The organism is Neorhizobium sp. P1_A6, assembly GCF_056406795.1.
In genome coordinates this window covers 1-26,983 of sequence record NZ_JBFTZM010000020.1, presented here as the reverse complement: position 1 = coordinate 26,983, position 26,983 = coordinate 1, and the positions used below count along the sequence as shown (strand labels likewise).

Sequence of the window (26,983 nt, the reverse complement as noted above, 5' to 3'; positions counted from 1 at the left end):
GGTCCGCGACAAATATTTTTTTAGCTAACTATCTGTTAAGCTTAATAAATCGCAAATCAGCCTTCAATTTCCTCACGCAGCATTTCGAGTTCCAGCCATTCTTCTTCCATTTTGCTGATGCTTTGGCGCAACTTTTCCATCTCCGCAGCCAACTTGTTGAAGGCGGCGGGATCCTTGGTGAAGAGGTTGGGATCGGCCATTTTCTTCTCGCGGGCGGCGATCTCGGCCTCGGCCTTCGCCATTTCCTTAGGCAGGTTCTCGAGCGCGAATTTCTGCTTGAAGGAAAGTTTGCCTTTGCCCTTGGACGTGCCGGAAACCGAAGCCGCGGTATCGGTTTTTGCCCTGTCAGCTTTTTCCGTGCGGCGCCTTTCCTCCAACGCACCCTTCCGCTGCGCCAGCATATCCGTGTAGCCGCCGGCATATTCGATCCAGCGGCCGTCCGGTGCGTCCGGATTTGCGGGGGCGATGGTCGAGGTTACGGTGCGGTCGAGGAAGTCGCGGTCGTGGCTCACGAGGATGACGGTGCCGGTATAGCCGGCGACGATTTCCTGCAGCAGGTCCAGCGTCTCGATGTCGAGGTCGTTGGTCGGTTCGTCCAAGATCAACAGGTTCGATGGCCGGGCCATGATGCGGGCCAGCATCAGCCGGGCGCGCTCGCCACCGGAGAGGTTCTTGATCGGTGTCCTGATCTGCTCCGGCTGGAACAGGAAGTCCTTCATATAGCCTGCGACATGCCGCTGCTCGCCGTTGACCAACAGCGTCTCGCCGCGTCCATCCGTCAGATAATGGGACAGCGTGTCCTCGGGGTCCAGGTCCTCGCGCTTCTGGTCGAGCGTGGCGATTTCCAGGTTGGTGCCGAGCTTGACGGTGCCGGTGTCGGGCGCCAGCTGGCCGGTCAGCATCTTCAGCAGCGTCGTCTTGCCGGCGCCGTTCGGGCCGACGAGACCGATGCAGTCGCCGCGATGCACGCGGATCGAGAACGGCGCGACGATCGGCCGGTCGTAGCTTTTGGTGATGTTTTCGGCCTCGATGACCAGCTTGCCGGATTCGCGGCCCTCGCTGACGCTCGCCTGCACCGTGCCCTGCGGTCCTTTATGGCCACGGTAATTGCCGCGCATCGTCTGCAACTCGCCGAGGCGGCGCATGTTGCGCTTGCGGCGGGCGGTGACGCCGTAGCGCAGCCAGTGTTCCTCGCGCTCGATCGCCTTGCCGAGCTTGTGCTGCTCCAGCTCTTCCGCCTCCAATACCTCGTCGCGCCAGGCTTCGAATTCGCCGAAACCGCGGTTGAGACGTTGTGATGTACCGCGGTCGAGCCAGACCGTGGCGTTCGAGACCTTTTCGAGGAAACGACGGTCATGCGAGATCACCACGAGCGCGCTTCTCGTCTTGCGCAACTCCTCTTCCAGCCATTCGATAGTCGGCAGGTCAAGGTGGTTGGTGGGCTCGTCGAGCATCAGGATGTCCGGCTCGGGCGCCATGACCCGGGCAAGCGCTGCGCGTCGGGATTCTCCGCCGGAGAGCGTGTTCGGGTGTTCCTGGCCGGTGAGGCCCAGATGTTCGAGCAGGTAGGTGACGCGATAGGGATCGTCGCCCGGGCCGAGGCCCGCTTCGGCATAGGCCTGCACCGTCGAATAATCGGCGAAATCCGGCGCCTGTTCGAGATAACGGATGGTCGAGGAGGGATGGCGGAACACCTCGCCCGACTGGGGCTCGACCATGCCGGCGGCGATCTTCATCAGCGTCGACTTGCCGGAACCGTTGCGGCCGACGAGGCAGATGCGGTCGCCCGGCTCCACCTGCATGCCGGCGCCGGCGAGAAGCGGCGCGCCGCCGAAGCTCAGGAAAATATCGTCAAGTTTCAGAATTGGGGGCGCCAACAGTCAGGCTCCTGTAAAGTCGTGGGGGCGGGCAAGGATCATCGCCCTGCCTTTCCTCAAATGGAATTCCACCCGGCCTTCTGCAACGTTCGAGACGGTGCGCGAGGAGCCGAAGGGGAGTGAGAAGTTGTCGAGCGGATAACGTGCGCCGATGATATCGAGCCCTTCAAGGTCGGAAAAACCGATGACCGAAAACAGCGAACCCTTCGGCAGATCCAGTGTCCTTGTGCCCGGCAGCAGCGGCACGGCCTCCTCGTCACCCGACGTCAGCAGGATGTCGAGGTCGCGTTCGGCCAGGCTCATGGCGTGAAAGAGATGCTGAAGCGCGTGGTCGCTGCGCTCGCCGCCGAGCGCGCCGGCCAAGATCAGCCTTGTCGCGCCGCGTTCGATGGCTTCGGCCGTCGCGATCTCGCCGTCCGTCTCGTTCTTGGCCGGCGGAAAGGCCTGCCGCGCGACCTGCGGGAACTGCGCGATCAGCGCGGCATCCGAGGAATCGAAATCGCCGACCCAGAGTTCAGGCTTCACGCCGAGTGCTGACGCATGGCGCATGCCGCTATCGGCCGCAATGAAGCGGCTGCCGGCGATCGTCTCCCGCAGGCGATCGGTGACGCGCAAGTTGCCGCCGAGCAGAATGGTGAAGGTCGAATGGGTCATGCGCATTGCCCATAGCGCAAAGCCGGTGGAAAGGGAAAGCTGTTGCACCGCCTCGGGCGAGCTTTTAGTTTGCGGCGCGTTCACCGATCAGGATCACGAGATGCAGTTTCAGGGTACAGCGGACTATATTGCCGACAAGGATCTGATGGTGGCGGTCAACGCCGCGATCCGGCTCGAACGTCCGCTGCTGGTGAAAGGCGAGCCCGGCACCGGCAAGACAGAGCTTGCGCGGCAGGTGGCCGCGGCCCTCGGGCTCGATCTGATCGAGTGGAACATCAAGTCCACCACCAAGGCCCAGCAGGGGCTCTACGAATACGACGCTGTCTCGCGGCTGCGCGACAGCCAGCTCGGCGACGAACGCGTCCACGACGTGGCCAACTACATCCGCCGCGGCAAGCTATGGCAGGCCTTTGCCGCCGACAGGAAGCTCGTCCTATTGATCGACGAGATCGACAAGGCCGACATCGAGTTCCCGAACGACCTGCTGCAGGAACTCGACCGCATGGAATTCCATGTCTACGAGACCGGTGAAATGGTGCGCGCCAAGGTCCGGCCGATCGTCATCATCACCTCCAACAACGAAAAGGAACTGCCGGACGCCTTCCTGCGCCGCTGTTTCTTCCACTATATCCGCTTCCCGGACGTGGATACGCTCGCCCGCATCGTCGAGGTCCATTATCCCGGCATTAAGCAGACGCTGGTGCGCAATGCGCTCACCCAATTCTACGAAATCCGCGAGATGCCGGGGCTGAAGAAGAAGCCCTCGACCTCCGAAGCGCTCGACTGGATCAGGTTGCTGGTCTCCGACGATGTCGATCCGTCGGACCTGCGCGGCGACGTCAAGAACGCGCTGCCGAAGCTGCATGGCGCTCTCCTCAAGAACGAGCGGGACGTGCATCTCTTCGAGCGGCTGGCCTTCATGGCGCGGCGGGAGCGCTGAGCGGAAGATTATGCTCCCATTGACGCCGGTCGTAGCAAGGCGTATTTGAACTCCCGAGAATTCGTGGTGATTTGGCCGGCCGGCTTGCAGCCACGTTAAAAAAGTCGCTAAAGGGCCGCGAGAAGATGTCTTCCCACGGACCGGTCGCGATTTATCTTGCCGCCGGTTTTATTTTTGCTGGGTTGAGACATGCCGATCAAGATTCCCGATACGCTGCCCGCATATAGCACCCTCGTTTCCGAGGGCGTCCGGGTGATGACCGAAACCATGGCGGTGCGGCAGGACATTCGTCCGCTGCAGATCGGGCTGCTCAACCTCATGCCGAACAAGATCAAGACCGAGCTGCAGATGGCGCGCCTCGTCGGCGCCTCGCCGCTGCAAGTCGAATTCTCGCTGATCCGCGTCGGCGGCCACAAGGCCAAGAACACGTCGGAAGATCACCTCCTGTCCTTCTACGAGACCTGGGAAGAGGTGAAGCACCGCAAGTTCGACGGTTTCATCATCACCGGCGCGCCGATCGAGACGCTTCCTTTCGAGGACGTCACCTATTGGGACGAGATGAGGCAAATCCTCGACTGGACCGCGACCAACGTGCATTCGACCATGAATGTCTGCTGGGGCGCGATGGCGGCGATCTATCATTTCCATGGCGTGCCGAAATACGAGCTCAAGGAAAAGGCGTTCGGCGTCTATCGCCACCGCAATCTCGTGCCGTCCTCGATCTATCTCAACGGATTTTCAGACGATTTCCAAGTGCCGGTGTCGCGCTGGACGGAAGTCCGCCGCGCCGACATCGAGAAGACCCCCAACCTCGAAATCCTGATGGAATCCGAGGAAATGGGTATCTGCCTGGTGCACGAGAAGGCCGGCAAGCGGCTCTATATGTTCAACCATGTGGAATACGACTCCACCTCGCTGGCGGACGAATATTTCCGGGACGTCAATGCCGGCGTACCGATCAAGATGCCGCATAACTACTTCCCGCATAACGACGACACGCTGACGCCCTTGAACCGTTGGCGCAGCCATGCACATCTTCTGTTCGGCAACTGGATCAACGAGATCTACCAGACCACCCCCTATGATCCGGAGAAGATCGGTACCGAATAGGTTTTCGACGCGATGTTCATTCCCTTCTTCCTTCACCTCAAAGAAGCGAAGATCCCGGTGACACTCCGGGAGTTCCTTGACCTTTTGGAAGGCATGGAGGAAGGGATCGCGGATTTCGATGTGGAGGCCTTCTATTTCCTCGCCCGCACGGCGCTGGTGAAGGACGAGCGGCATATCGACAAGTTCGACCGGGTCTTTTCGTCCTATTTTCGCGGGCTGGAAATGGTCTCCGGGGAGCCTGGCCTGGATGTCGCCAGCATTCCCGAAGAATGGCTGCGCAAACTCACCGAAAAGCATCTGACCGACGAAGAGAAGAAGCTCGTCGAGTCGCTCGGCGGGTTCGAGAAGCTGATGGACACCCTGCGCCAGCGGCTTGAGGAGCAGAAGGGTCGGCATCAGGGCGGCTCGAAATGGATCGGCWCCGGCGGCACGTCACCTTTCGGCGCTTATGGCTATAATCCGGAAGGCGTGCGGATCGGCCAGGACCAGTCCCGCCACCGCCGGGCGGTAAAAGTGTGGGACAAGCGGGAGTTTGCCGATTTCGACGACAAGGTGGAACTCGGCACCCGCAACATCAAGCTAGCTCTGAAACGGCTGCGCCGCTGGGTGCGGGAAGGGGCGGTCGAGGAATTCGACCTGCCGGGCACGATCCGCTCTACTGCCGAGCATGGCTATCTTGACGTCCAGACCCGGCCGGAACGGCGCAACGCGGTGAAGCTGCTGATGTTCTTCGATGTCGGAGGCTCGATGGACGACCATATCCGGGTGGTCGAAGAACTGTTCTCGGCGGCCCGCACCGAGTTCAAGCATATGGAGCATTTCTACTTCCACAACTGCCTCTATGAAGGCGTGTGGAAGGAGAACGGCCGCCGGTCGGAGCGAACGCCGACGCTCGACCTGATCCGCAGCTACGGCGCCGACTACAAGGTGATCTTCGTCGGCGATGCTTCGATGAGCCCTTACGAGATTACCCACACGGGCGGTTCCGTGGAGCACTGGAACCAGGAGCCGGGAGAGGCCTGGATAAGGCGCGTCACCGAGCATTTCCGCCGCTGCGTCTGGCTCAATCCGGTGCCGCAGGATCATTGGAGCCATACGACCTCGATCGGCGTCATGCGGCAGCTGATGACCGAGCGCATGTTCTCGCTGACGCTTGGCGGATTGGAACAGGCGACGCGCGCGCTCACGCGTTAGAGCCTTTTTTCTTCTCCGCGGCGTTGCGGGCCGCCGCCAAATCGCGCAGGTTGCCGCAAACATATCGGTGGAGGAGCAATCTCATGGCGGACCAGAATTTCGAAGTTTTCGGCACCACGGAAAAGGGCGAAACCGTCTATCGTGTCCGGATCTCCGGCGGCGGGCTCACTGCTAACGTCATCACCTGGGGTGCGGTGATCCAGGACCTCAGGCTCGACGGCCATCAGCCGCCGCTTGTGCTCGGTTTCGAGCGGTTTGAGGATTACCTGAACCATTCCCCATATTTCGGCGCGACGCCCGGCCGTTCGTCCAACCGTATCGGCGGTGGCCGTTTCACGCTGGATGGGAAGCAATATCAGCTGGAACTGAACGAACGGGGCGTCACCCACCTCCATGGCGGCTCGGACGGCATCGGCCGCAGCAACTGGACGATCGTCGAGCATACTGCCGACAAGGTGGTGCTGCGGATCACCGATCCCGACGGCCGTGCCGGTTATCCGGGAAACTGCACCATCACCGCGACCTACCAACTCAAAAGTGACGGCGTTCTTTCCGTCGTCTACCAATCCACTACGGATCAGCCGACGCTCGCCAATATCTGCCAGCATACCTATTTCAACCTTGACGGCCACGAGGACGCGCTCGGCCATGACATCATGATCGCAGCCGACCATGTGCTCGTCTTTGACGACAATCAGGTGCCGACCGGCGAATTGATGCCCGTCGCGGGCACGCCTTTCGACCTGCGCGATATGGGGCCGATGAAGCGGTTCGACGGCGAGGCTCAGGTCCTGTTCGATCATAACTTCTGCCTGTCGCCGGAGCGAACCGCCAAGCGTGCGGTGGCTTTGGCGCGCAGCATCCATTCCGGCGTGTCGCTGGAGGTTCGCACCACCGAGCCGGGCGTGCAGCTTTATGCCGCCTTCAAGCTATCGCAGATCCCGGTGCCGGGCCTCGACGGCCGCCGATATGGGGCTTTTGCCGGGTTCTGCCTGGAAACCCAGGTCTGGCCGGATGCCATCAACCACGCCAACTTCCCGAATGCGGTGCTGCGGCCGGGCGAGGTGTTGCTGCAGGAAACGGACTATGTCTTTTCAAAGCAATGACAACAGTGGGCGGCGCTTGAGCCCAGCTCGCGCCCCCATGTCCAAATAATTCCCGGCATTCAGCCGGACTTGCTTCGGTGTCCTTGTAAAATCGACAAGTTCAGTTGTAACTCTACCGCGGCGCACGCCGAAGCAAAGTTACCGCTTCGCGTTTTACATTGTGGAACGCAATGGGATTTTGACATTAGTTAAATTTCAACCGATTTCGACATAGTTTTCTTCAGGATTGGCATTGCCGCCCGCCGGGCGGCTGCCCTCTGCTTTTGCAGAGCACAATTCGAGGGACATATGAACGAGATCAGCATCAGGAAGCCATTGTCGACACGGCTTACCTTCTTCGGTTTTGCAGCGGTGCTTTTCGCGAGCGTGGTAATCGGCGGGCTCGCATGGGAACGCCAGTCGAGCATGACCGAGCAGGCGCTGCAGACGGAGCTTGATAACGATCTCGCGGCCATCCAGGACGACATGGCCGCCCAGGGGCGTGCGGCCTCCGCGCTGGCGCTGACGATCGCCTCCCTGCCGGAAACCTCCCCGCTCATTCTCGCCAACGATCGGCAGGGCCTGCTCTCCCGCTTCGCCAGCCTGAAGAGCGTCAAGGACGCGAGTGGGCTTGAAATGATCACCTTCAGCTCCGCAGCGGCCGATGCGGTTGCCCGCGTGCACGATCCGGACGTTTTTGGCGACAATATCAAGGCGCGCCGCAAGATGGTGGCGACCTCGCTCAGCGACAAGAAACTGGTGGTCGGCATCGAGACCGGCCGCACCGCCGTCAGCCTGTTTGCGACCGCTCCGGTCGTCACGGACGGCAAGGTCGTCGGTGTGGTGGATGTCGGGCTGAAGCTCGTCGATGCCTATTTCTCCCGTCTGACCAAGAAGGCGAACGCTTATGTCACGCTCTACACCAAGGGCGCCGACAAATTTGACAAGCAGGCGTCCACCTATGGCGGCAATCCGATCCTGAGCGGCGCTGAGCTTCAGGAGGCCTATGACAAGGGCTCGGTGCGGCGTTATGCCGATATCGGCGGCAAGCATTATGCCGTCGAGGCGGTGCCGCTCCTCGACTTCTCAGGCACCAAGGTTGGCGTTCTCGAAATCGCCTCCGATATCACGCCGCTGGTCACGGCCAGCGAGACGGCGCTGTGGATGACCGCACTTGGCACCGTCGTCGTTTCGATCCTGTCGCTGATCGGCTTCCTGATCTTTGCCCGCTCGCTCGGGGGCACCGTCCGTCGCCTGACCGTGACAATGACGAAGCTTGCCGGCGGCAATCTCGGTGCCAAGGTGGAAGGCCAGGAGCGCCAGGACGAGATCGGCGCCATGGCGCGTGCCGTCCAGGTCTTCAAGGCATCCGCCGAGGAGAATGTCCGGCTGGAGCAACAGGCATCGGAGGCCCGCGAGGCGCAGGAACATCAGCGCCAGCGCCAGTCGGCGATCGACAGTGCCAAGGGCGAGGATCTGCGCACCTTCGTCCATGCGATCGAGGAAGGCTTCAACCGGCTTGCCGGCGGCGATCTGACGGTCCGCATGGACGGTGCCGTCGCAGTGGAATTCGAGCCGATCCGCGCCAAATTCAACAGCTCGGTCGGCAATCTCGAAGAGGCTATCGGCTCGGTCGTCGGCGCCGTCGGCACGATCCGCGCTGGTCTGCAAGAAATCTCGATCGCCTCCAACGATCTCGCCAAGCGCACGGAACAGCAGGCTGCAAGCCTTGAAGAGACGGTTGCTGCTCTCGGCCAGGTGACCTCGGCCGTCAACGACAGCGCCAGCGGCGCAAGCCGCGCCCAGGGTGTCGCATCGCTTGCGCAGCAGAAGGCCCAGCGCGGCGGCGAGATCGTCGCCAGTGCGGTCGCCGCCATGGCTGCCATCGAAGGCTCGGCCGAGCAGATCAGCCGGATCATCGGCGTGATTGACGACATCGCCTTCCAGACCAACCTTCTCGCCCTCAACGCAGGGGTCGAAGCCGCCCGCGCCGGCGAGGCCGGTCGCGGGTTCGCAGTCGTCGCCCAGGAAGTCCGCGGGCTCGCCCAGCGTTCGGCCGATGCCGCCAAGGAGATCAAGACGCTGATCTCGACATCGTCCGCGCAGGTCAAGCAGGGCGTCGAGCTCGTCACCGCTTCCGGCAAATCGCTTGACGACATCGTCGGCGAAGTCGCGCAGATGAGCACCTTCGTCAACACGATCAGCTCGAGCACCAGCGAACAGGCGATGAGCCTGCGCGAAGTGGCGGCCTCCGCCGACCAGATGGACAAGGTGACCCAGCAGAACGCCGCGATGGTGGAAGAAACCACCGCCGCTGCCCAGAGCCTGACGCAGGAAACCGACAGCCTCGCCGACATGATGGCGCGCTTCAAGACGAATGGCGGTGCATCCTCCCAGACTTATGCTTCCGGCGGTTATCGCTCGCGTGCGGCCTGATCGGGCTTTTCCGAATTGACGCCGCCGCTGGCCCAAAAGCCGGCGGCGTTTTCCGGTCACATCGGTTGACGGATGCGGCGCAGTTCACCTTCCAGCAGCGTCATGTTCACTGGTTTTCGGATGGTCGTCCGGTTTTTGAAGCCGTGGTGATCGTCAAGCTGCTCGTATCCGGTGCAGAACAGGAAGGGCACGCCATGGGTCTGCAGCCATTCCGCGAACGGATAGACGGGGTTTCCCCCGAGATTGACATCGAGGACGGCGACGTCGGGAAGTTGCGAGGCGCCGACCAGGCGCATGGCTTCATCGGTAGTTGCCGCTGGTCCGACGACTTCCCAGCCGCGCGATTCAAGCTCGCTGCAGAGCTCCATGGCGATAAGCGTCTCGTCCTCGACGACAAGTATCCGCCCCGCCGAACCGGCCTCCGACGACTTGGGCGCAACCTCCTCGCCGGGAACCGAGCCGGCCGAAATGTCGGGCCGATAGACGGATCGGGGCAGCGTCGCGACCAGGCACATACCGGTTGGCGGCCAGCTGATGTCAAGTTCGCCCGCCAATTGACGGGTGGCGACTTCCATCACCAAGGTTGAGCCGAAGCCCCTGGATTCCGGCTTCTGCACCGCCGGTCCGCCGGTCTCGGTCCAGCGGAGCTCCAGTTCGAAAGACGGCAGGATGCGCCAGGAGACATCGACCCGGCCTTCTGCGACCGACAATGCCCCGTATTTGACGGCATTTGTGGCAAGCTCGTGAATGAGGAGGCTGACCGGCTGCACGGTATTGGGGGTGAGTGTGACTGAAGGCCCGCCGATCATCAACTGGCTGACGCTTTGATAGGCCCGGGTTTCCTCGGTGAGGACCGCTGCGAGATCTCCGCCCTCCCACCGGTTCTGGGCGAGTAACGAATGGGCGCGGCTCAGCGCGGAAACGCGGCCCCGGACTGCAACGATGAAAGCCTCCTTGGTTTCGGCACGGGTCAGGGAGACCAGGGCCTGCACCACAGCCAGGGCGTTCTTGGCCCGGTGATCGACCTCGCGGGCCAATAGCTGGCGGGAATCCTCGTTGGCCTTGCGTTCGGTAATGTCGCGCAAGATGACCGTTGCCAGCTTTCCATCGCCAATCTGGACCTGCGAAATCGACGCCTCGACGGGGAATTCCTCGCCATTGGCGCGCAGGCCGCTGATCGCCCCCAATGCGCCCATCCGGCGGTTGGTAACGCCGGTCTCCTTGAAGAGGCGGATATGTTCGCCATGTCCATGCCGAAACCGTTCGGGGATGAAACGTTCGATCGGCGAGCCGATCGCATCTTTGCCGGCGACGCCGAACATGCGCTCGGCGGCCGGGTTGAACAGCACGATCCGCTGACCCCCGTCGACGGTGATCAGCGCGTCCATCGCCGATTCCACAATCCCTTCCATGCGTCGCCGGCTTTCCAGCAGGGCATCCTCCGCGGCCTTTCGCTCGGTGATGTCGCGCAGGATGACGGTGGCCAGGCGCTCGCCGCCGATCTCGACCTGCGAGATCGACGCCTCGATCGGAAATTCCTGGCCGTCCGCGCGCAAGCCGCTGATCGCACCGAGTGATCCCATCTGGCGGGTGGTCACGCCGGTTTCGGTGAAACGATGAATGTGCGCCGCATGGGTCGGGCGATGGCGTTCCGGCATGAAACGGGAGATGTGCTGACCAAGTGCCTCGTTGGCCGGCAGGCCGAACATGCGCTCTGCGGCCGGATTGAACAGGATGACCCGTTGCTCGTCATCGATGGTGATGATCCCGTCCATGGCAGAGGCGACGATGCCCTCAAGCCGTTGCATGGTTTCAACGGCGGTTTTCTGGCTCAGTTTCTGGTGGTGTGGGCGAGATTCCATGACGGCACATCTCCAGTTCAACCACCGAATCACTGGTGCGATCGCATGGGCGGTTGCAACCAATATGCCATCTCGCGCATTCGGTGAACATGCGGGAATCATTAAATTCATGGGGAAAGGGTAATGGAGGGGAAGCGCCCGCTTTGCGTCTGCAATCGGGGCGTCGCTGTCGAGCGTCTTGGCCCTGTGGCCGGGCTGATAGAGTATAGTCTCAAAAAAGGGGAATTTGGAGCGGGCGAAGGGATTCGAACCCTCGACCCCAACCTTGGCAAGGTTGTGCTCTACCACTGAGCTACACCCGCTCATCAATCCATCGGTCCGTGGTAGTAAAGCTTGACCGTGGCGTCGTGGCTCGTTGCCGGCGACGGGCGCTATATGGCCCAGTCCTTTTTCAAATGCAACAGGGAAATGACGATTGGCGCCAAGAAAAATTGCGATCCCGTCAAAGCCCTTGCAAACCGCCGGTTCCGGCCGGAACCGGCGGCCGCTTCATTCTCAAGACGCCGGGCAGGCCGCTCCGGACTTCACCCAGGCGCTGATCAGCTCGCCGAACTGGGCCTGGGTGCCCGGCACCGGTTCGCGTCCGGCACCCGGCTTCCAGCCCCAGCCGACCAGTTCGTCATGCGCCATGTGCTCGACGATCTGGTCCATGGTCTTGCCGCCGTTGCGGGCCGGGTCCTTGATCTGCTGGCAGATCTGGGCGAGCGACTTGCCGACCCAGGCCATCTCGATCGGCGCCAGATGCCAGGCGGGATTGCCCGGTATGCTCTTGATCGTATCGGCCTGGCCGACAACCGGGGTGTTTTCCGCGCTGTGGCAGGTGGTGCACTGCATGCCGGGCAGGCCCATCCCGCCGTCGCCACGGAAGACCGGCGGCTGGTGCGGGTGCATGTTGACGCCCTGCAGCGGCCGGTCGGTCGCCGGGTGACAGTTGACGCAGCGCGGGTGCTGGATGACCTTGCCCGCCTCCTGGAAGAGCGCCACGGAGCGTTCCCGCTCGTTGGCGATCGACTGGAAGGAAGCGGCGGGCTTCAGCGTCTTGGCGTCGATCTTGGCGTCCTGGGCGACAGAGGCGGGCGACAGAAGCGTGCCGGCGCCCACGAAAAGACAGAGTGTCGCGACGCCGGTGATAGCGAGTTTCCAATTCATCGGGGTTTGATCCTCAGGCCGAAACGATGTTGACGATAGGCAGCTGCCGGACCGGCGCGCCGGTCAGGCGCCTCCAGGCGTTGGCAACCGCCGGGCCGACGGGCGGCACGCCGGGTTCGCCGACGCCGCTCGGCTTTTCACTCGACTTGATGATCTCGACGGCCACGTCCGGCATCTCGTTGATGCGGATCGACCGGTAGTCGTGGAAGTTCGACTGCACGATCTTGCCGCCCTTGGCGAGCGTCACCGCATCGAAGAGGACTGCGCCGAGGCCGTAGCCGATGCCGCCTTCCATCTGCGCCTTAATGACGTTCGGATTGACGGCGACGCCGCAATCGACCGCACACCAGACCTTGTGGACACGCGGTGCGCCTTCCGGGCCGACCGAAACTTCGACGATCTGGCCGACGAAGGTGTTGAAGCTTTCGACCACCGCAACGCCGCGGGCGCGGCCTTCCGGCAGAGGCGAGCCCCAGTTCGCCATTTCGGCAGCCTTCTTCAGCACGCCCGCATGGCGTGGCTTTTCGCCAAGCAGCGCAAGTCGCCCCTCGACCGGATCCTTGCCGATCTTCTGGAACAGCTCGTCCACGAAGGTCTCGACCGCAAAGCCCGTATGGGTGTGGCCGACCGACCGCCACCAGAGCGGCGGGATGGCGAGCTGGACGTTGTGGGCGCTGACCTTCAGGTTCGGGATCGTGTAGGGCAGGTTGGAGGCGCCTTCGACCGAGGTCTCGTCGAGATCGGCCTTGCCCATGATCGACTGGCCGACGATCACCTGTTCCCAGGCGGTGATCTGGCCCTGCGCATTGATGGCGCCGCGCATTTTGTGGGCATACATCGGGCGGTAATAACCGCCACGGATGTCGTCCTCGCGGGTCCACATGTGCTTCAAGGGACGGCTGCGATCGGTTGCGGCATAGACGGCTGCCGCTTCCTGTATGTAGGGCGAGCCGAACTGCGCCTTGCGGCCGAAGCTGCCGCCGGCGAGCTGGGTGTTCACCCTGACCTTCGTTTCGTCGAGCCCGAGGATCTTGGCGGCGACCGACTGATCCATGCCCGGGAACTGCGCGCCGTTATAGATATCGACCGATCCGTCATCCGCCTTGATGAAGACGGCGTCGAGCGGCTCCATCGGCGCATGGGCCAGGAAGGGGAAGACGATCTCGGCTTCCACCGTCTGCAGGCCGGAGCCCTTGAAAGCGTCGTCGACATTGCCATTGTTGGCCGCCTCCAGACCCTTTTCGCCGAAGAGTTTCCGGTAATCGGCGGAAAGGTCTTCCGAGGAGCGGGTCTCGGCCTTTGAGAGATCCCATTCGATGCTCAGCGCATCGCGGCCCTTGAGCGCCGCGAACGTGTTGTCCGCATAAACGGCGATGCCCGACGGCACCTGCTTCACGTCGATCACACCCTGCACCTGGCGGGCTTCGGCATCGTTGAAGCTCTTCACCGTCGCACCGAAATGTTCCGGGTGGGCAACGACGGCGATCAGCAGGTTGTCAGGCGTGATGTCGAGCGTGAAGATCGCGGTGCCGTTGGTCTTGCCATGGGTGTCGAGTTTCGGCAGTTCGGTGCCGATCAGCACGAAATCCTTGGGGTCCTTGAGTTTCGGCTCTGCGGGCGGTGTCAGGCGGGCCGCCTTTTCGGCGAAAGCGCCGAAACCGCTTTCCTTGCCGGAGGCGGCGTGTTTGATGCGGCCCTTCTGGACGGTGATTTCGGAGGCCGGGACCTTCCAGTCTTCGGCTGCTGCCGCGACCAGCATCGCCCGCGCCGTGGCGCCTGCTTTGCGCATCTGCTCATAGGAATTGGCGATGGAGCTCGAACCGCCGGTTCCCTGCAGGCCGAACATCAGGTTGGCATAGACCTTGTTGTCGGTCGGCGAGTGGACGGCGCGCATCTGGCTCCAGTCGGCATCGAGTTCTTCGGCGACCAGCGTCGCGAGACCGGTGAACGGGCCCTGGCCGAATTCGATGTGCTTGGCGAGTACCGTCACCGTGTCGTCGGTGCCGATCTTGACGAAGGCATTCATCGGGGCCAGCGCCGGGTCGCCGCCGGCATGCACGCCGGTCGGCGCGGCGGAGAGCATCTTTGGCGCGATGGCGACGCCGATGACGAGACCCGAGCCGGCGAGAAAACCGCGGCGAGTGGTGTTGACGTCCTGGATGGTCATGGCTCAGCCCTCCATCGAATTGGCGGCATTGTGGATCGCCGCGCGGATGCGATGGTAGGTGGCGCATCGACAGATATTTCCGGCCATAGCGCCGTCGATATCGGCATCCGTCGGCTTCGGCACCATTTGCAGCAGGGCCACGGCCGACATGATCTGTCCGGACTGACAGTAGCCGCATTGCGGCACGTCGAGGCCGGTCCAGGCGGTCTTGACCGCATCGGCTTCCGTGCCGGAAACGCCTTCGATCGTGACAACCTCCGAGCCCTCGATCGTCGAGATCGGGGTTACGCAGGAGCGTCGCGGCGTGCCATCGAGATGCACCGTGCAGGCGCCGCACTGGGCGACGCCGCAGCCGTATTTGGTGCCGGTGAGCTTTTCGAAATCGCGGATGACCCAGAGAAGCGGAGTGTCGGGGTCGCCGTCGAACGTTCTTTCCTGTCCGTTGAGCGTGAAGGTGACCATCAGGCAGACCTTTCCGTTAAGAAGCCGGGCGCTGCGCCGGCACTGGAGATTGAGCGGCAGTTATTGGCCGGGGCCGGTATCGAGAGGCGCGAAAAGCCGCGCGGAATAAACTTGAGTTAACTGGAGTAGTTATTATTTATCAATTGGCTACAGGCCGCCGACCGAATAGTCGGAGGCCGGTTCTCCATGTCTGTTTAAATGGTCGCCCATCATTCTGGGTCAAGCGCTTCACGAGATCGTGTGCGCTTCCCTTGGCCGAGGGCAACATTGTGGTTATGGTTGCGTCTCAACCGCCCGCCAACAGAGCCAATCCATCCGCATGACCGAGACAGAGCCGAAAACCGCCGAGGATCTTTTCCGTTTCCTCGACAGCCTGAACATTGCGCATTCGACCAAGACGCACCCGCCGGTCTTCACGGTTGCCGAGTCTGAAAGCCTGCGTGACGAGATCCCCGGCGGCCACACCAAGAACCTGTTCGTGAAGGACAAGAAGGACCAGTATTTCGTCCTGACGGTCGAGGAACGCGCGACGGTCGACCTGAAGACCGTGCACAAGGTGATCGGAGCGTCGGGCCGCGTCTCCTTCGGCAGGCCCGAAATGCTTCAGGAATATCTCGGCGTGGTTCCCGGTTCGGTGACGGTGTTCGGTGCCTTCAACGATACGGGACGCAATGTCACCTTCGTGCTCGACGAAGACCTGATGAAGCACGACATCATCAACGGCCATCCGCTGTCGAACGATGCCACCACGTCGATCGGGCGCGACGATCTCATCCGTTTTCTGGAAGCGACCGGCCATCCGCCGCTTGTCTTGAAAGTGACAGACTGACATACGATCTTTGCAGCCTATATGGCAAAGATGCGAAAGCGTTCCCGGGAGAACATTCATGAGCGGCAGCAATAACCCCTATGGCGGTTCTTACGGCGGACAGATGACCGCCTCGGCGAGTTTTGGCGCGGCACCCGCCACGTCGGCGCCTGCAGGGAGTTACGTGTCCGATACGAGCACGGCCGGGTTCACCAAGGATGTTCTGGAAGAATCGCGCCGCCAGCCGGTTCTCGTCGATTTCTGGGCGCCGTGGTGCGGTCCCTGCAAGCAGCTGACGCCGGTACTCGAAAAGGTCGTCAACGAAGGCCAGGGTCGGGTCAAGCTCGTCAAGATGAATATCGACGATCATCCGTCGATCCCCGGTCAGCTCGGTATCCAGTCGATCCCGGCGGTCATCGCCTTTGTCGATGGTCGTCCGGTCGACGGTTTCATGGGCGCGGTGCCGGAAAGCCAGGTGCGCCAGTTCATCGACAAGCTTGCCGGACCTCCCGGCGCAGAAGATGCGGCCGAGATCGAAGGGGCGCTCGCCGAAGCGGAGGCCTTCCTGGTCGCCGGCGATATCCAAGACGCGGCCCAGCTTTACGGCGCCGTCCTGCAGGCCGATCCGGAAAATGCCAAGGCCGCCGCCGGAATGATGCAGTGCCTGATCGCCATGGGCGAGACGGCTCGCGCCAGCCAGATGCTCGCCTCCCTTCCGGAAGAGCTTGCCAAGGATCCGGCGATCCAGGCGGTCGCCAAGAAGCTCGAGCAGATCGATGAAGCCCGCAAGCTTGGCGATCCCGTGGCTCTCGAGCGCCAACTCGATGCCAATCCGGACGACCACGACGCCCGCCTGAAGCTTGCCAAGATCCTCAACGTTCAGGGCGAACGGGACAAGGCCGCCGAGCACCTGCTGACGATCATGCGCAAGGATCGCACGTTCGACGACGACGGTGCCCGCCGCCAGCTCCTGGCGTTCTTTGATGTCTGGGGACCGAAGGATCCGGCGACGATCGCCGCCCGCCGCCGCCTCTCCTCCATTCTGTTTTCGTAGATAGGGCCCGTTTTCGTGAACACGGGCCTGTGTTCGCAAGCAAGGCCGATCCTCAAGGATTGGCCTTGCGTTCTCCGGTGGGTGCCCCACATTACTTCAATCAGCGAATCTTTGGTCTGAGCCGGTGGTCGTCTGGGAGGTGTCGGACCCATGCATGTGGGAAATGCGAGATATCTGAAGCGCGAGGATCTGCCGGAGACGGTTCCTGTCTTTCCTCTTACCGGCGCATTGCTTCTGCCGGGCGGACAGCTGCCGCTCAACATCTTCGAGCCGCGTTATCTTGCCATGTTCGATGCGGCGCTTGCAGGTAACCGGCTGATCGGTATCGTACAGCCGTCGCTGCTCGAATCCGGCGAGGCCGCCGAAGGCCCGCGCGCGCCGCTCTCGACGGTCGGCTGCATCGGCCGCATCACATCGTTTGCCGAAACCGGCGATGGCCGGTACATCACCTCGATCAGCGGCATCTGCCGGTTCCGGCTCATCGAAGAGGTGGGCCACGGCCATCCCTATCGCACCTTCAAGATCGCCCCGATGATGACGGACCTCTCCACCGAGGACGATGAGAGCACGGTCGACCGCGCCGAACTGTTGCGCGTCTTCCGCGCCTATCTCGACGCCAACAAGCTGGAGGCGGATTGGGAAAGCGTCGAGCGCGCCGGCAACCGCACGCTCGTCAACTCCCTGTCGATGATGTCGCCCTTCGGACCTGCGGAGAAACAGGCTCTCCTCGAAGCGCCGGACCTGCGGACCCGCGCCGAAACGCTGATCGCGATCACGGAAATCCTGCTGGCGCGGGATTTTGGCGATTCCGACACCATGCTCCAGTAAGGCCCAAGTCCATGGACGAGAAACTCAGCAAGGTCGATCCCAAACTGCTCGACCTGCTCGTCTGCCCGCTCTCCAAGAGCCGGCTGTCCTTCAACCGAGAGACCAACGAGCTCATCTCCCAGAAGGCGCAGCTCGCCTACCCGATCCGTGACGGTATTCCGATCATGCTGATCTCCGAAGCCCGCAAGATCGAGGACTAACAGGCTGGCTGTTGCCCCTCATCCGCCTGCCGGCACCTTCTCCCCGCTTGCGGGGCGAAGGAGGAACGCGGCGAACTTCCCGCTCTGTTTCCGACGTCGCCACAAGCCGCTTAAGATCGTTCCTTGAGGAGGCCGGCGCGGCATAACCCCTTCGCCCCGCTTGCGGGGAGAACGTCGCGGCAGCGGGATGAGGGGCTGTGGGCGCGTGCTTAGATCGCCTCGCCCGCCAGCAGTTTCGGGCCGTCCCCGCCGCTCTTGCCCGCCGCCTGGTCGATGAAGAAGCTTTTCAGCTTCGGCAGTCGTTCGACAATGCCCAACCCGAAGTCGCGGGCGATGCGGATCGGGGTGATGTCGTTGGAGAACAGCCGGTTCAGCACGTCGGTCGTCACACCCATGCGGAACGTGTCGAAACGCCGCCAGGACTGGTAACGCTCCAGCACGTTGAGTGCGCCGATATCGAGGCCGAGGCGATCGGCTTCAACCACCGTTTCGGCGAGCGCCGCGACGTCCTTGAAGCCGAGATTGAGGCCCTGGCCGGAAATCGGGTGAATACCGTGCGCCGCATCGCCGGCAAGGGCGATGCGCGGCGCCACGAAGGCGCGGGCGAGGGTCAGGCCGAGCGGGAAGGCGCGTTTGTCGCCGACCACCGTCAGTTCGCCGAGCTTGTGGCCGAAGCGGCGCTGCAGTTCCTCCTCGAACACCAGGTCGTCGGAGGCAACCAGTCGATTGGCCTCAGTCGTGCGCTCCGTCCAGACGAGCGAGGAGCGGTTGTTGGTGAGCGGCAGGATGGCAAACGGGCCGGACGGCAGGAAATGTTCTTCCGCCACACCTTCATGCGGCCGCTCGTGAGCAACCGTCGCGACGATACCCGACTGGCCGTAATCCCAGGTGACGGTCTTGATGCCGGCCATGTCGCGCAGTTTCGAGCGCACGCCGTCGCAGGCAACCAGGAGACGGGTCTCGACGACCGAACCGTCGGAGAGCGAGACCGTGCAACGGGTGCTGCCGGACTGGAAGCCGGTGGCGGAAAGTCCGTGGCGGATGGCAATCCCGAGGCGTTCGGCGGCGCCGCGCAGTGCCCGCACCATGGCGACGTTCGGCACCATATGGGCGAACGGCCTGCCTTCCTCGATTTCGCCGTCGAAGGTGAGGAAGACCGGGCGCACCGGATCGGACGTGCGGCTGTCGGTGACAACCATCCGGTTGATCGGCTGAGCGTCCACGGCAATCTCGTTCCAGACGCCGATGACGTCCAGCATGCGGGTTGCGGCGGCGATGATGGCGGAGGCGCGCTCGTCCTTTTCCCAGACGCCGGAAGGAGCCGCCTCAATCACCTCGACCTGCAGATGCGGCGCTGCCTGCTTGACCGCGACAGCGGCGGCGAGACCCACATAACCGCCTCCTACAACCAGCATGTCCAGCATTTGCCTAAACTCCCGTGAGACTTGAGAATATCATGTGGTGGATATAGATCATCCGACAGCCGCTTCCTATCGCCGGAGTTCGTCATAATGTCGCGCCAGACCGAATCCCCCTCCGCCATGGAACAGCTGATCGCGACTCTCGACCTCGAAAAGCTCGAGGAGAACATCTATCGCGGCACCAGTCCCGATGTCGGGTGGCAGCGGGTGTTCGGCGGACAAGTGATCGCCCAGGCCCTGATGGCCACCCAGCGGACCGTCGCGGCCGATCGTTTCGTGCATTCGCTGCATGCCTATTTCATGCGCCCCGGCGATCCTTCCGTTCCGATCCTCTATCAAGTGGAGCGTATCCGCGACGGGTCAAGCTTCACCACCCGCCGGGCGGTGGCAGTGCAGCACGGCAAGGCGATCTTTGCCATGTCCGCCTCCTTCCAGGTGGAGGAGGGCGGTTATGATCACCAGATCGACATGCCTTCGGTGACGCAGCCGGAAGATCTGATGGGGGAGAAGGAGTTCAAGGAACTCTTCCTCAAAAAGGCGCCGGAGAATGTGCGTCGCTACTGGAGCCGGGAGCGGCCGATCGAAGTGCGCCCGACCTCGCTCGTGCACTATCTCACCAGGGACAAGCTCGAACCGCGGCAGGACATCTGGGTTCGCACCGTCGGGCAGGTGCCGTCCGACCGTCACTATCAGGCCGCCGTGCTTGCCTATCTCTCCGACATGACGCTGCTCGACGCATCGCTCTATCCGCACGGCACGTCGATCTTCGATCCGACGCTTCAGGCGGCGAGCCTCGACCATGCGATGTGGTTTCATCGGCCCGTCACATTTGACGACTGGCTCCTCTACACGCAGGACAGTCCCAGCGCCTCCGGCGCCCGCGGAATGACCCGCGGCAGCATTTACACCCGTTCTGGCACACTGATCGCCTCGGTCGCTCAGGAAGGATTGATTCGGAAAAAGGCAAATGATTAATACTTGTGCAATTTTTCAAATTTGCACAAGTTTTGGACGTGATTGCGCCATCCAAATGCCCGTTTTTTGAGACCGGCTGTTTAGTTCTTTACATTTCAATAACTTATACGGTGTCTCGAAACTGGCACGCCCCTTGAATGTATCTGGCCAGTCGCTGTCATGATCTGACGTCGATGAGGAGAGTCGGCCTTGGCCGAGGACAAACAAAGGATGGGAAAGCCAGATGAAAATCGTGATGGCCATTATCAAGCCGTTCAAGCTGGATGAGGTGCGCGAAGCCCTCACGGCTGTCGGTATCCAGGGCCTGACCGTAACCGAAGTCAAAGGTTACGGACGCCAAAAGGGACATACCGAAATCTATCGCGGTACCGAATATGCCGTAAGTTTTCTGCCAAAACTGAAGATCGAAATCGCAGTCCCCTCCGACCTCGTCGAAAAGGCCGTGGATGCGATCGCTTCGGCCGCCAAGACCGGCCAGATCGGCGATGGCAAGATCTTCGTCTATTCGATCGAGCAGGCCGTGCGCATCCGTACCGGCGAAACCAACACAGAAGCGCTTTGAAGCACGGTTGACAGGGGAGTTTTTTAGCTATGCAATTTAACAGGATTTCCACTCTGGGACGCGTGAGTGCCGCCGCCGCGGCGCTTCTTGCGCCCGCCGTCGCTTTTGCGCAGACGGCCGCCGCACCGGCTGCTGCTGCCGCCGCTGCTCCGGCCATGACGATGGACAAGGGTGACAACACCTGGATGCTCATCTCGACCATTCTCGTCCTGCTGATGACCATTCCGGGCCTCGCGCTCTTCTACGGTGGTCTCGTCCGCGCCAAGAACATGCTGTCCGTGCTGATGCAGGTCTTCATGATCACGGCCGTCGTGATGATCATCTGGGTCACCTACGGCTATTCGCTCGCCTTCACCAACGGCGGTTCGCTGAACAGCTTCGTCGGCGGCTTCTCCAAGATGTTCCTTGCCGGCGTCACCACGTCGTCGCTTGCCGAAACCTTCACCAAGGGCGTCGCCATTCCGGAACTGACCTTCGTCTGCTTCCAGATGACGTTTGCCTGCATCACGCCGGCCCTGATCGTCGGCGCCTTTGCCGAGCGCATCAAGTTCTCGGCCGTCATGCTCTTCGTCATCCTGTGGGTCACGTTCATCTATTTCCCGATGGCGCACATGGTCTGGTTCTGGGGCGGCCCGAGCGCCTATGCGGATCCGTCCGGCCTGATCTTCTCCTATGGAGCGATCGATTTCGCCGGCGGCACCGTCGTGCACATCAATGCCGGTATCGCGGGCCTCGTCGGCGCGATCATGCTCGGCAAGCGCACCGGCTACAAGAAGGACATCATGGCTCCGCACTCCATGACCCTTACCATGGTCGGCGCTTCGCTCCTCTGGGTCGGCTGGTTCGGCTTTAACGCCGGCTCCAACCTCGAAGCCAACGCCTACGCATCGCTCGCGATGATCAACACCTTCGTCGCGACGGCTGCCGCCGCCGTCTCGTGGTGCCTGGTCGAAACCTTCTCCCGCGGCAAGGCCTCCATGCTGGGTGCTGCCTCGGGCGCTGTTGCCGGTCTCGTCGCCGTCACCCCGGCTGCCGGTTTTGCCGGCCCGATGGGCTCGATCGTTCTCGGTCTCATCGTTTCGCCGGTCTGCTACTTCTTCGTCGACGTGGTGAAGAACAAGTTCAACTACGACGACTCGCTCGATGTCTTCGGCGTCCATTGCGTCGGCGGCATCCTCGGCGCCATCGGCACCGGTATCCTCGTCAACCCGGCACTCGGCGGTGCAGGCATCGTCGACTATTCGACGGCCGACTTCGCTGCCTCCTATTCCGGCACCGCGACCCAGGTCTGGGCACAGTTCAAGGGCGTCCTGACCACCCTCCTGTGGTCGGGCATCGGTTCGGCGATCCTCTACAAGGTCGTCGACCTGATCGTCGGCCTGCGCGTCACCGTCGAAGCCGAACGCGAAGGTCTCGACCTCGCGACCCACGGCGAAGCGGCGTATCACGCGTCCTGATCTACGGCTCGTGGCGGCGGGTGACCGCTGCCGCAGCACGTTGCATCGTGGTTTTTGTTAAAACTGCATTGGCCCGGGTTTCGACCCGGGCTTTTTATTCATGTTTTCAGCCTTCGCCAGGCCCGTTGTGGTTAAAGGGGCATTAACCACCATCGCGCTATTATCCGCTGGAATTGCGTGAATCAGCTCTCAGGTTGCCGATTCGCGCTTGTAGTTGCGTTCAAGGACGGCGGGCAGACACGATGGGCAGAAGCAGTTCAGCGGCTATGGCAAACCGGTCCACCCGCCTGGTGCTCACCGCGTTCGTGTGGCGCCAGGCGCTGGCGCTCGCCGGTTTCGGGATATTCTTCGCGCTGGCGCTGGCGGTTGCGGCACTGGCAACCTGGAACGTCGCCGACCCGAGCTTCTCCTATGCGACCGACAATGCGCCGACCAATCTCCTGGGCTTCCCGGGGGCTGCCTTCGCTGACCTGATGATGCAGTTCCTTGGACTTGCAAGCCTCGTCGCCCTGCTGCCGGTGCTCGCCTTCGCCCTGGCTTTGATCGCCGGGCGTAAATACGACCGCGTTCCGGCGCGCCTTGCGGCCTGGGGCGGCGGCACGCTGCTGGCCTCTGCGACATTGGGCTGCTTTCCCGCACCGCTCACCTGGCCGATCCCGAACGGCATCGGCGGCGTCATCGGCGATATGATCCTGCGGTTCCCGGCATTGTTCGTCGGCGCCTATCCGACCGGTACCGTGGYGGTCGTCCTCGGCTGCATCTTCACCGTCCCCTGCGCCTGGCTGATGCTGTTTGCGTCGGGCCTGGTCGGCGAAGCCTTCGAGGACGACGCCGAGGATGACGATCAGCCTGTTGCCRCCGCCAAGACCCGCTCCAAGCGCGAGGAGATCGAGGAAGAGGACGACGAGGACCGGTTTGCCGGTTTCCTGGCGTTCGGCGCTCTTGCTCACTACTGGTATATCGCCCAGGCGCGGTTACGCCGTCTGGCCGGCATCAAGCCGCGCCGCCGGATGGAATTTGACCAGCCCTACGATTTCAACGAGGACGAATTCGGGACGCTGAACGAGCCGGTCCGTGCGAGATCGGCATCCGTGGTCCCGGGCCGTCGCATGGAGCCCTCGCTCGATGGTCCCGCCGAGCGGCTCACCTCGCCTCGGCGGGTGGTGGCCGCTCCGCCGATTTCCAGCCATGACGAAGACGACGATTACGACCCGCCGTTCGACCGGGACGACATGCCGCCGCGCCCCGCGGGCATCCTGGCCGACGACGACGAGGACGATGATGCGCCGTTCGTCGCCTCGCGCGCACCGCAGACCGTCAATGGCGTCCGCGTCCAACAGCGCGTCGCGCCCTCGGCCACGCCGCCGAGACCGAGCGCTCGTGTCGCCCGCGAGGCCCAAGGCTCGTTCATCGCGCCTGACGGGTTCCAGCTTCCATCCGTGCACCTCCTTAGCGAACCGAAGGCCGTTGCCCGCGACGCCTCGCTGTCCGCCGACGCGTTGGAACAGAATGCCCGATTGCTCGAAGGCGTTCTCGAAGATTTCGGCGTCAAGGGCGAGATCATCCATGTCCGCCCCGGCCCGGTCGTCACGCTTTACGAACTCGAGCCTGCACCGGGCATCAAGTCGTCGCGCGTCATCGGCCTTGCGGACGATATTGCCCGTTCGATGAGCGCGATCGCTGCCCGCGTCGCTGTCGTTCCCGGCCGTAATGCGATCGGTATCGAACTGCCGAACCGCACCCGCGAGACGGTCTACCTGCGCGAAATGATCGGCAGCAAGGATTTCGAAAACAGCAAGGCGAAGCTCGCCATGGCGCTCGGCAAGACGATCGGCGGCGAGCCCGTCGTCGCCGACCTCGCCAAGATGCCGCATCTGCTCGTCGCCGGCACCACCGGTTCGGGTAAATCGGTCGCCATCAACACCATGATCCTGTCGCTTCTCTACCGCTATACGCCAGAGAAGTGCCGCCTGATCATGATCGACCCGAAAATGCTCGAACTCTCCGTCTATGACGGCATCCCGCATCTCCTCTCGCCTGTCGTGACCGATCCGAAGAAGGCCGTCGTCGCGCTCAAGTGGACCGTCCGCGAGATGGAAGAGCGCTACAAGAAGATGTCGAAGATCGGTGTGCGCAACATCGACGGCTTCAACAGCCGCGTTGAGCAGGCGATGGAGAAGGGCGAGGTGCTGACCCGCACCGTGCAGACCGGTTTCGACCGCCATACCGGTGAAGCCATGTACGAGACGGAAGAATTCGATCTCCAGCCAATCCCCTATATCGTCGTGATCATCGACGAAATGGCCGACCTGATGATGGTCGCCGGCAAGGATATCGAAGGCGCCGTGCAGCGCCTGGCGCAGATGGCGCGTGCCGCCGGCATCCATGTGATCATGGCGACGCAGCGCCCTTCGGTCGACGTCATTACCGGCACGATCAAGGCGAACTTCCCGACCCGCATTTCCTTCCAGGTCACCTCGAAGATCGACAGCCGCACCATTTTGGGCGAGCAGGGCGCCGAACAGCTGCTCGGCATGGGCGACATGCTCTACATGGCCGGTGGCGGCCGCATCCAGCGCGTCCACGGGCCCTTCGTCTCCGATACGGAGGTCGAAGACATCGTCGCCTACTTGAAAACTCAAGGGCACCCCCAATATCTCGATGCGATCACGGCCGATGACGACGAAGACGGCGACGGTTCCGGCCCGGCCGGCATGTCCAACCTCGCGGAGTCGGACGATCCCTATGATCAGGCGGTGGCGATCGTGCTGCGGGACGGCAAGGCGTCGACGTCCTATGTCCAGCGCCGTCTCGGCATCGGCTACAACCGTGCCGCTTCGCTCATTGAGCGGATGGAGCAGGAAGGGCTGATCGGGCCGGCCAACCACGCCGGCAAACGCGAAATCCTGGTGCCGACCGAGGGCGACATCCTCGAACGGTAAGGCTTTCGTGATCGCCACGGGCGCGGCCATCAAGCCGCCGCCTTTGGTGCGGAGGAATAAAGAAAGGAGACCAGAATGAAGAACGAAAAGACCATCCTTTCAAACATCAATTCCAGCGCGCTCGGCCGCCGGCAGTTTTCGCTGGGGCTTGCGGGCCTGGCAGCGGCTGCCTTTGCTCCGAACCTCGGCTTCGCCCAGAGCGCCGGCAGTGCTGCGGCCCAGAAGATCGCCGACCACTTCTCGTCGGTCAAAACCATGATGGGCGAATTCGTGCAGTTCGGCCCGCGCGGCGAGCAGACCGGCGGCAAATTTTTTATCGAGCGACCCGGCAAGCTGCGCTTCAACTTCGAGGATCCGTCGCCGATCCGTGTCATTGCTGACGGCAAGAACGTCGTCATCGGCAATATGAAGCTCAAGACCTGGGATATCTATCCGCTTTCCAAGACGCCGCTCAGCCTGCTTTTGGCGAGCCGTATCGACCTTGGCAACCAGATGGTCCGCGACGTCAAGGAAGAGTCCGATCTGACCACCATCGTACTCGGCAACAAGACCGTCTTCGGCGATTCGACCATTACCATGATGTTCGATTCCAAGACCTACGACCTGCGCCAATGGACGATCACCGACGCCCAGAACAAGGATACGTCGGTGATGATCTACAACGTCCAGAACGGCGTGAACCTGGACGAAAAGGTCTTCACCATCCCCTATGAGGACGTCCGCAAGGGCTGACATCGGCAGGCCTGAACTGAATAAGGGGCTGCGCTTCATTGCGCGGCCCTTTTCGCTTCTCAGGGATCGCAAAATTTCCTAAAGCTCGCGGGCGAAGCCCGAGGGATATCATGACATTTTCGATCACGACCTGGAATATCAACTCCGTGCGGCTGCGCATGCCGATCGTCCAGCAGTTCCTCGTCCGCCACAAGCCGGACATTCTCTGCCTGCAGGAAATCAAGTGCCAGGAGCCGGAATTCCCGCTGCAGCCGCTGAAGGACCTCGGTTACCAGCACATCATCATCCACGGCCAGAAAGGCTATCATGGCGTTGCCATAGCCTCAAAGGTGCCGCTCCTCGAAGACCATCGTCAGAACTACTGCAATGTCGGCGATGCCCGGCACATTTCGGCGATCTTCGAGCGCGGCTCGCGGCGCATCCGCCTGCATAATTTCTACGTGCCGGCCGGCGGCGACGAGCCGGATCGGGCGATCAACCCGAAATTCGGCCACAAGCTCGATTTCATCGAGGAGATGAAGGCGCTGAAGGCGGACGCCATGCCCGGCATCTCGTCGATCCTCGTCGGCGATCTCAACATCGCGCCGCTGGAGCACGACGTCTGGTCACACAAGCAACTCCTGAAGATCGTCAGCCACACGCCTGTCGAGACCGAGGGCATGAAGGAGATCATCGCGAAGGGCGGCTGGCTCGACCTGATGCGCCAGCACACGCCGGAGCCGGAGAAGATCTATACGTGGTGGAGCTACCGTGCCAAGGACTGGGAGGCGGCAAACAAGGGCCGCCGGCTCGACCATATCTGGTCCTCGCCCGACCTCGGGCCGTTCCTCGACCGCATCGACGTGCTGAAGGAAGCCCGCGGCTGGAACCAGCCTTCGGACCACGTCCCGGTGACGGCGGTGTTCAAGTTCTGAGATAGGTAGATTATCCGTCGCGATATGCTGCGGGACTGTGGCCCCCTCATCCGCCTACCGGCACCTTCTCCCCGCTGGGGAGAAGGTGCCGCGCCGCGGCTGTTCTTCCTCTCCCCTCGGGGAGAGGGTGGCCGAGCAAAGCGGAGGCCGGGTG

21 protein-coding genes, 1 tRNA gene, 1 pseudogene and 1 riboswitch are annotated in these 26,983 nt (G+C 62.3%); of the genes and pseudogenes, 15 read left to right on the top strand and 8 right to left on the bottom strand.

What is annotated here, in order from left to right; all coding sequences use genetic code 11:
• Positions 1–56: 56 nt before the first annotated feature.
• Complete coding sequence (locus AC1D3C_RS26670) at positions 57–1,877, bottom strand: ABC-F family ATP-binding cassette domain-containing protein (protein ID WP_477484995.1); 1,821 nt, start codon at positions 1,875–1,877, stop codon at positions 57–59.
• A gap of 3 nt (positions 1,878–1,880) precedes the next feature.
• Positions 1,881–2,537, bottom strand: a complete 657-nt coding sequence (locus tag AC1D3C_RS26665; RefSeq protein ID WP_244447536.1) for a thiamine diphosphokinase — start codon at positions 2,535–2,537, stop codon at positions 1,881–1,883.
• Between the two features lie 94 nt (positions 2,538–2,631).
• On the opposite strand from AC1D3C_RS26665, the gene AC1D3C_RS26660 reads away from it, so the two are divergent.
• From AC1D3C_RS26660 to AC1D3C_RS26640, 5 genes are all read left to right on the top strand, one after another.
• Entirely contained in the window at positions 2,632–3,471 is an 840-nt protein-coding gene (locus tag AC1D3C_RS26660; RefSeq protein ID WP_477484994.1) for an AAA family ATPase, read from the top strand.
• Positions 3,472–3,524: 53 nt separating this feature from the next.
• A riboswitch (SAM riboswitch) is annotated at positions 3,525–3,602 on the top strand.
• A gap of 58 nt (positions 3,603–3,660) precedes the next feature.
• Positions 3,661–4,581 carry a homoserine O-acetyltransferase MetA gene (metA, locus tag AC1D3C_RS26655; RefSeq protein ID WP_477484993.1) on the top strand — a complete coding sequence of 307 codons (921 nt, stop codon included), beginning with the start codon at positions 3,661–3,663 and terminating at the stop codon, positions 4,579–4,581.
• A gap of 12 nt (positions 4,582–4,593) precedes the next feature.
• A complete protein-coding gene (locus tag AC1D3C_RS26650; protein WP_477484992.1) occupies positions 4,594–5,775 on the top strand; it encodes a vWA domain-containing protein in 1,182 nt (393 codons plus the stop codon).
• A gap of 83 nt (positions 5,776–5,858) precedes the next feature.
• Positions 5,859–6,881 carry an aldose epimerase family protein gene (locus AC1D3C_RS26645; RefSeq protein WP_477484991.1) on the top strand — a complete coding sequence of 341 codons (1,023 nt, stop codon included), beginning with the start codon at positions 5,859–5,861 and terminating at the stop codon, positions 6,879–6,881.
• Between the two features lie 288 nt (positions 6,882–7,169).
• A complete protein-coding gene (locus AC1D3C_RS26640) occupies positions 7,170–9,296 on the top strand; it encodes a methyl-accepting chemotaxis protein (protein WP_477484990.1) in 2,127 nt (708 codons plus the stop codon).
• Between the two features lie 56 nt (positions 9,297–9,352).
• Here the strand turns inward: AC1D3C_RS26640 and AC1D3C_RS26635 are convergent, their stop codons facing one another.
• From AC1D3C_RS26635 to AC1D3C_RS26615, 5 genes are all read right to left on the bottom strand, one after another.
• Positions 9,353–11,158, bottom strand: coding sequence for a PAS domain S-box protein (locus AC1D3C_RS26635; RefSeq protein WP_477484989.1), 1,806 nt, complete (start codon positions 11,156–11,158; stop codon positions 9,353–9,355).
• Positions 11,159–11,385: 227 nt separating this feature from the next.
• Positions 11,386–11,460: transfer RNA gene (locus AC1D3C_RS26630), tRNA-Gly, on the bottom strand.
• Between the two features lie 193 nt (positions 11,461–11,653).
• Positions 11,654–12,307, bottom strand: a complete 654-nt coding sequence (locus AC1D3C_RS26625) for an Isoquinoline 1-oxidoreductase subunit (protein WP_247033927.1) — start codon at positions 12,305–12,307, stop codon at positions 11,654–11,656.
• A 13-nt stretch (positions 12,308–12,320) separates the two neighbouring features.
• Complete coding sequence (locus AC1D3C_RS26620) at positions 12,321–14,474, bottom strand: xanthine dehydrogenase family protein molybdopterin-binding subunit (RefSeq protein WP_477484988.1); 2,154 nt, start codon at positions 14,472–14,474, stop codon at positions 12,321–12,323.
• A gap of 3 nt (positions 14,475–14,477) precedes the next feature.
• Positions 14,478–14,936, bottom strand: coding sequence for a (2Fe-2S)-binding protein (locus AC1D3C_RS26615; protein ID WP_038590992.1), 459 nt, complete (start codon positions 14,934–14,936; stop codon positions 14,478–14,480).
• Positions 14,937–15,255: 319 nt separating this feature from the next.
• On the opposite strand from AC1D3C_RS26615, the gene AC1D3C_RS26610 reads away from it, so the two are divergent.
• From AC1D3C_RS26610 to AC1D3C_RS26595, 4 genes are all read left to right on the top strand, one after another.
• A complete protein-coding gene (locus AC1D3C_RS26610) occupies positions 15,256–15,765 on the top strand; it encodes a prolyl-tRNA synthetase associated domain-containing protein (RefSeq protein WP_477484987.1) in 510 nt (169 codons plus the stop codon).
• A 58-nt stretch (positions 15,766–15,823) separates the two neighbouring features.
• On the top strand, positions 15,824–16,798 hold the full coding sequence (gene trxA / locus AC1D3C_RS26605; protein ID WP_477484986.1) for a thioredoxin: 975 nt from the start codon (positions 15,824–15,826) through the stop codon (positions 16,796–16,798).
• Between the two features lie 150 nt (positions 16,799–16,948).
• Positions 16,949–17,626 carry an LON peptidase substrate-binding domain-containing protein gene (locus tag AC1D3C_RS26600; protein ID WP_477484985.1) on the top strand — a complete coding sequence of 226 codons (678 nt, stop codon included), beginning with the start codon at positions 16,949–16,951 and terminating at the stop codon, positions 17,624–17,626.
• An 11-nt stretch (positions 17,627–17,637) separates the two neighbouring features.
• The gene (locus tag AC1D3C_RS26595) at positions 17,638–17,826 is read left to right on the top strand and encodes a Trm112 family protein (protein WP_038546737.1); all 189 of its coding nucleotides are present in this window, start codon (positions 17,638–17,640) and stop codon (positions 17,824–17,826) included.
• Positions 17,827–18,035: 209 nt separating this feature from the next.
• Here AC1D3C_RS26595 and AC1D3C_RS26590 read toward each other — a convergent pair.
• Positions 18,036–19,253: pseudogene (locus AC1D3C_RS26590) on the bottom strand (ubiquinone biosynthesis hydroxylase); the annotation flags it as partial.
• A gap of 84 nt (positions 19,254–19,337) precedes the next feature.
• On the opposite strand from AC1D3C_RS26590, the gene tesB reads away from it, so the two are divergent.
• The 6 genes from tesB to AC1D3C_RS26560 all read left to right on the top strand — a co-directional run bounded on the left by tesB (position 19,338) and on the right by AC1D3C_RS26560 (position 26,829).
• Positions 19,338–20,222, top strand: coding sequence for an acyl-CoA thioesterase II (gene tesB / locus AC1D3C_RS26585; protein WP_477484984.1), 885 nt, complete (start codon positions 19,338–19,340; stop codon positions 20,220–20,222).
• Between the two features lie 223 nt (positions 20,223–20,445).
• The gene (locus tag AC1D3C_RS26580; RefSeq protein WP_007773854.1) at positions 20,446–20,784 is read left to right on the top strand and encodes a P-II family nitrogen regulator; all 339 of its coding nucleotides are present in this window, start codon (positions 20,446–20,448) and stop codon (positions 20,782–20,784) included.
• Positions 20,785–20,813: 29 nt separating this feature from the next.
• Positions 20,814–22,241 carry an ammonium transporter gene (locus tag AC1D3C_RS26575; RefSeq protein WP_477484983.1) on the top strand — a complete coding sequence of 476 codons (1,428 nt, stop codon included), beginning with the start codon at positions 20,814–20,816 and terminating at the stop codon, positions 22,239–22,241.
• 242 nt (positions 22,242–22,483) lie between these two features.
• A complete protein-coding gene (locus AC1D3C_RS26570) occupies positions 22,484–25,183 on the top strand; it encodes an FtsK/SpoIIIE family DNA translocase (protein ID WP_477484982.1) in 2,700 nt (899 codons plus the stop codon).
• A 75-nt stretch (positions 25,184–25,258) separates the two neighbouring features.
• On the top strand, positions 25,259–25,915 hold the full coding sequence (locus AC1D3C_RS26565; protein ID WP_038546723.1) for an outer membrane lipoprotein carrier protein LolA: 657 nt from the start codon (positions 25,259–25,261) through the stop codon (positions 25,913–25,915).
• Positions 25,916–26,025: 110 nt separating this feature from the next.
• Complete coding sequence (locus AC1D3C_RS26560; RefSeq protein ID WP_477484981.1) at positions 26,026–26,829, top strand: exodeoxyribonuclease III; 804 nt, start codon at positions 26,026–26,028, stop codon at positions 26,827–26,829.
• The last annotated feature ends 154 nt before the right edge of the window (positions 26,830–26,983 follow it).

What these genes read in the sequence shown, in the direction of transcription:
- tesB (WP_477484984.1), top strand. Translation starts at nt 19,338, where the DNA reads ATGTCGCGCCAGACCGAATCCCCCTCCGCCATGGAACAGCTGATCGCG.
- AC1D3C_RS26635 (WP_477484989.1), bottom strand. Translation starts at nt 11,158, where the DNA reads ATGGAATCTCGCCCACACCACCAGAAACTGAGCCAGAAAACCGCCGTT.
- AC1D3C_RS26580 (WP_007773854.1), top strand. Translation starts at nt 20,446, where the DNA reads ATGAAAATCGTGATGGCCATTATCAAGCCGTTCAAGCTGGATGAGGTG.
- AC1D3C_RS26595 (WP_038546737.1), top strand. Translation starts at nt 17,638, where the DNA reads ATGGACGAGAAACTCAGCAAGGTCGATCCCAAACTGCTCGACCTGCTC.
- AC1D3C_RS26665 (WP_244447536.1), bottom strand. Translation starts at nt 2,537, where the DNA reads ATGCGCATGACCCATTCGACCTTCACCATTCTGCTCGGCGGCAACTTG.
- AC1D3C_RS26660 (WP_477484994.1), top strand. Translation starts at nt 2,632, where the DNA reads ATGCAGTTTCAGGGTACAGCGGACTATATTGCCGACAAGGATCTGATG.
- AC1D3C_RS26610 (WP_477484987.1), top strand. Translation starts at nt 15,256, where the DNA reads ATGACCGAGACAGAGCCGAAAACCGCCGAGGATCTTTTCCGTTTCCTC.
- AC1D3C_RS26575 (WP_477484983.1), top strand. Translation starts at nt 20,814, where the DNA reads ATGCAATTTAACAGGATTTCCACTCTGGGACGCGTGAGTGCCGCCGCC.
- trxA (WP_477484986.1), top strand. Translation starts at nt 15,824, where the DNA reads ATGAGCGGCAGCAATAACCCCTATGGCGGTTCTTACGGCGGACAGATG.
- AC1D3C_RS26645 (WP_477484991.1), top strand. Translation starts at nt 5,859, where the DNA reads ATGGCGGACCAGAATTTCGAAGTTTTCGGCACCACGGAAAAGGGCGAA.
- AC1D3C_RS26640 (WP_477484990.1), top strand. Translation starts at nt 7,170, where the DNA reads ATGAACGAGATCAGCATCAGGAAGCCATTGTCGACACGGCTTACCTTC.
- AC1D3C_RS26560 (WP_477484981.1), top strand. Translation starts at nt 26,026, where the DNA reads ATGACATTTTCGATCACGACCTGGAATATCAACTCCGTGCGGCTGCGC.
- AC1D3C_RS26565 (WP_038546723.1), top strand. Translation starts at nt 25,259, where the DNA reads ATGAAGAACGAAAAGACCATCCTTTCAAACATCAATTCCAGCGCGCTC.
- AC1D3C_RS26615 (WP_038590992.1), bottom strand. Translation starts at nt 14,936, where the DNA reads ATGGTCACCTTCACGCTCAACGGACAGGAAAGAACGTTCGACGGCGAC.
- AC1D3C_RS26620 (WP_477484988.1), bottom strand. Translation starts at nt 14,474, where the DNA reads ATGACCATCCAGGACGTCAACACCACTCGCCGCGGTTTTCTCGCCGGC.
- AC1D3C_RS26600 (WP_477484985.1), top strand. Translation starts at nt 16,949, where the DNA reads ATGCATGTGGGAAATGCGAGATATCTGAAGCGCGAGGATCTGCCGGAG.
- metA (WP_477484993.1), top strand. Translation starts at nt 3,661, where the DNA reads ATGCCGATCAAGATTCCCGATACGCTGCCCGCATATAGCACCCTCGTT.
- AC1D3C_RS26625 (WP_247033927.1), bottom strand. Translation starts at nt 12,307, where the DNA reads ATGAATTGGAAACTCGCTATCACCGGCGTCGCGACACTCTGTCTTTTC.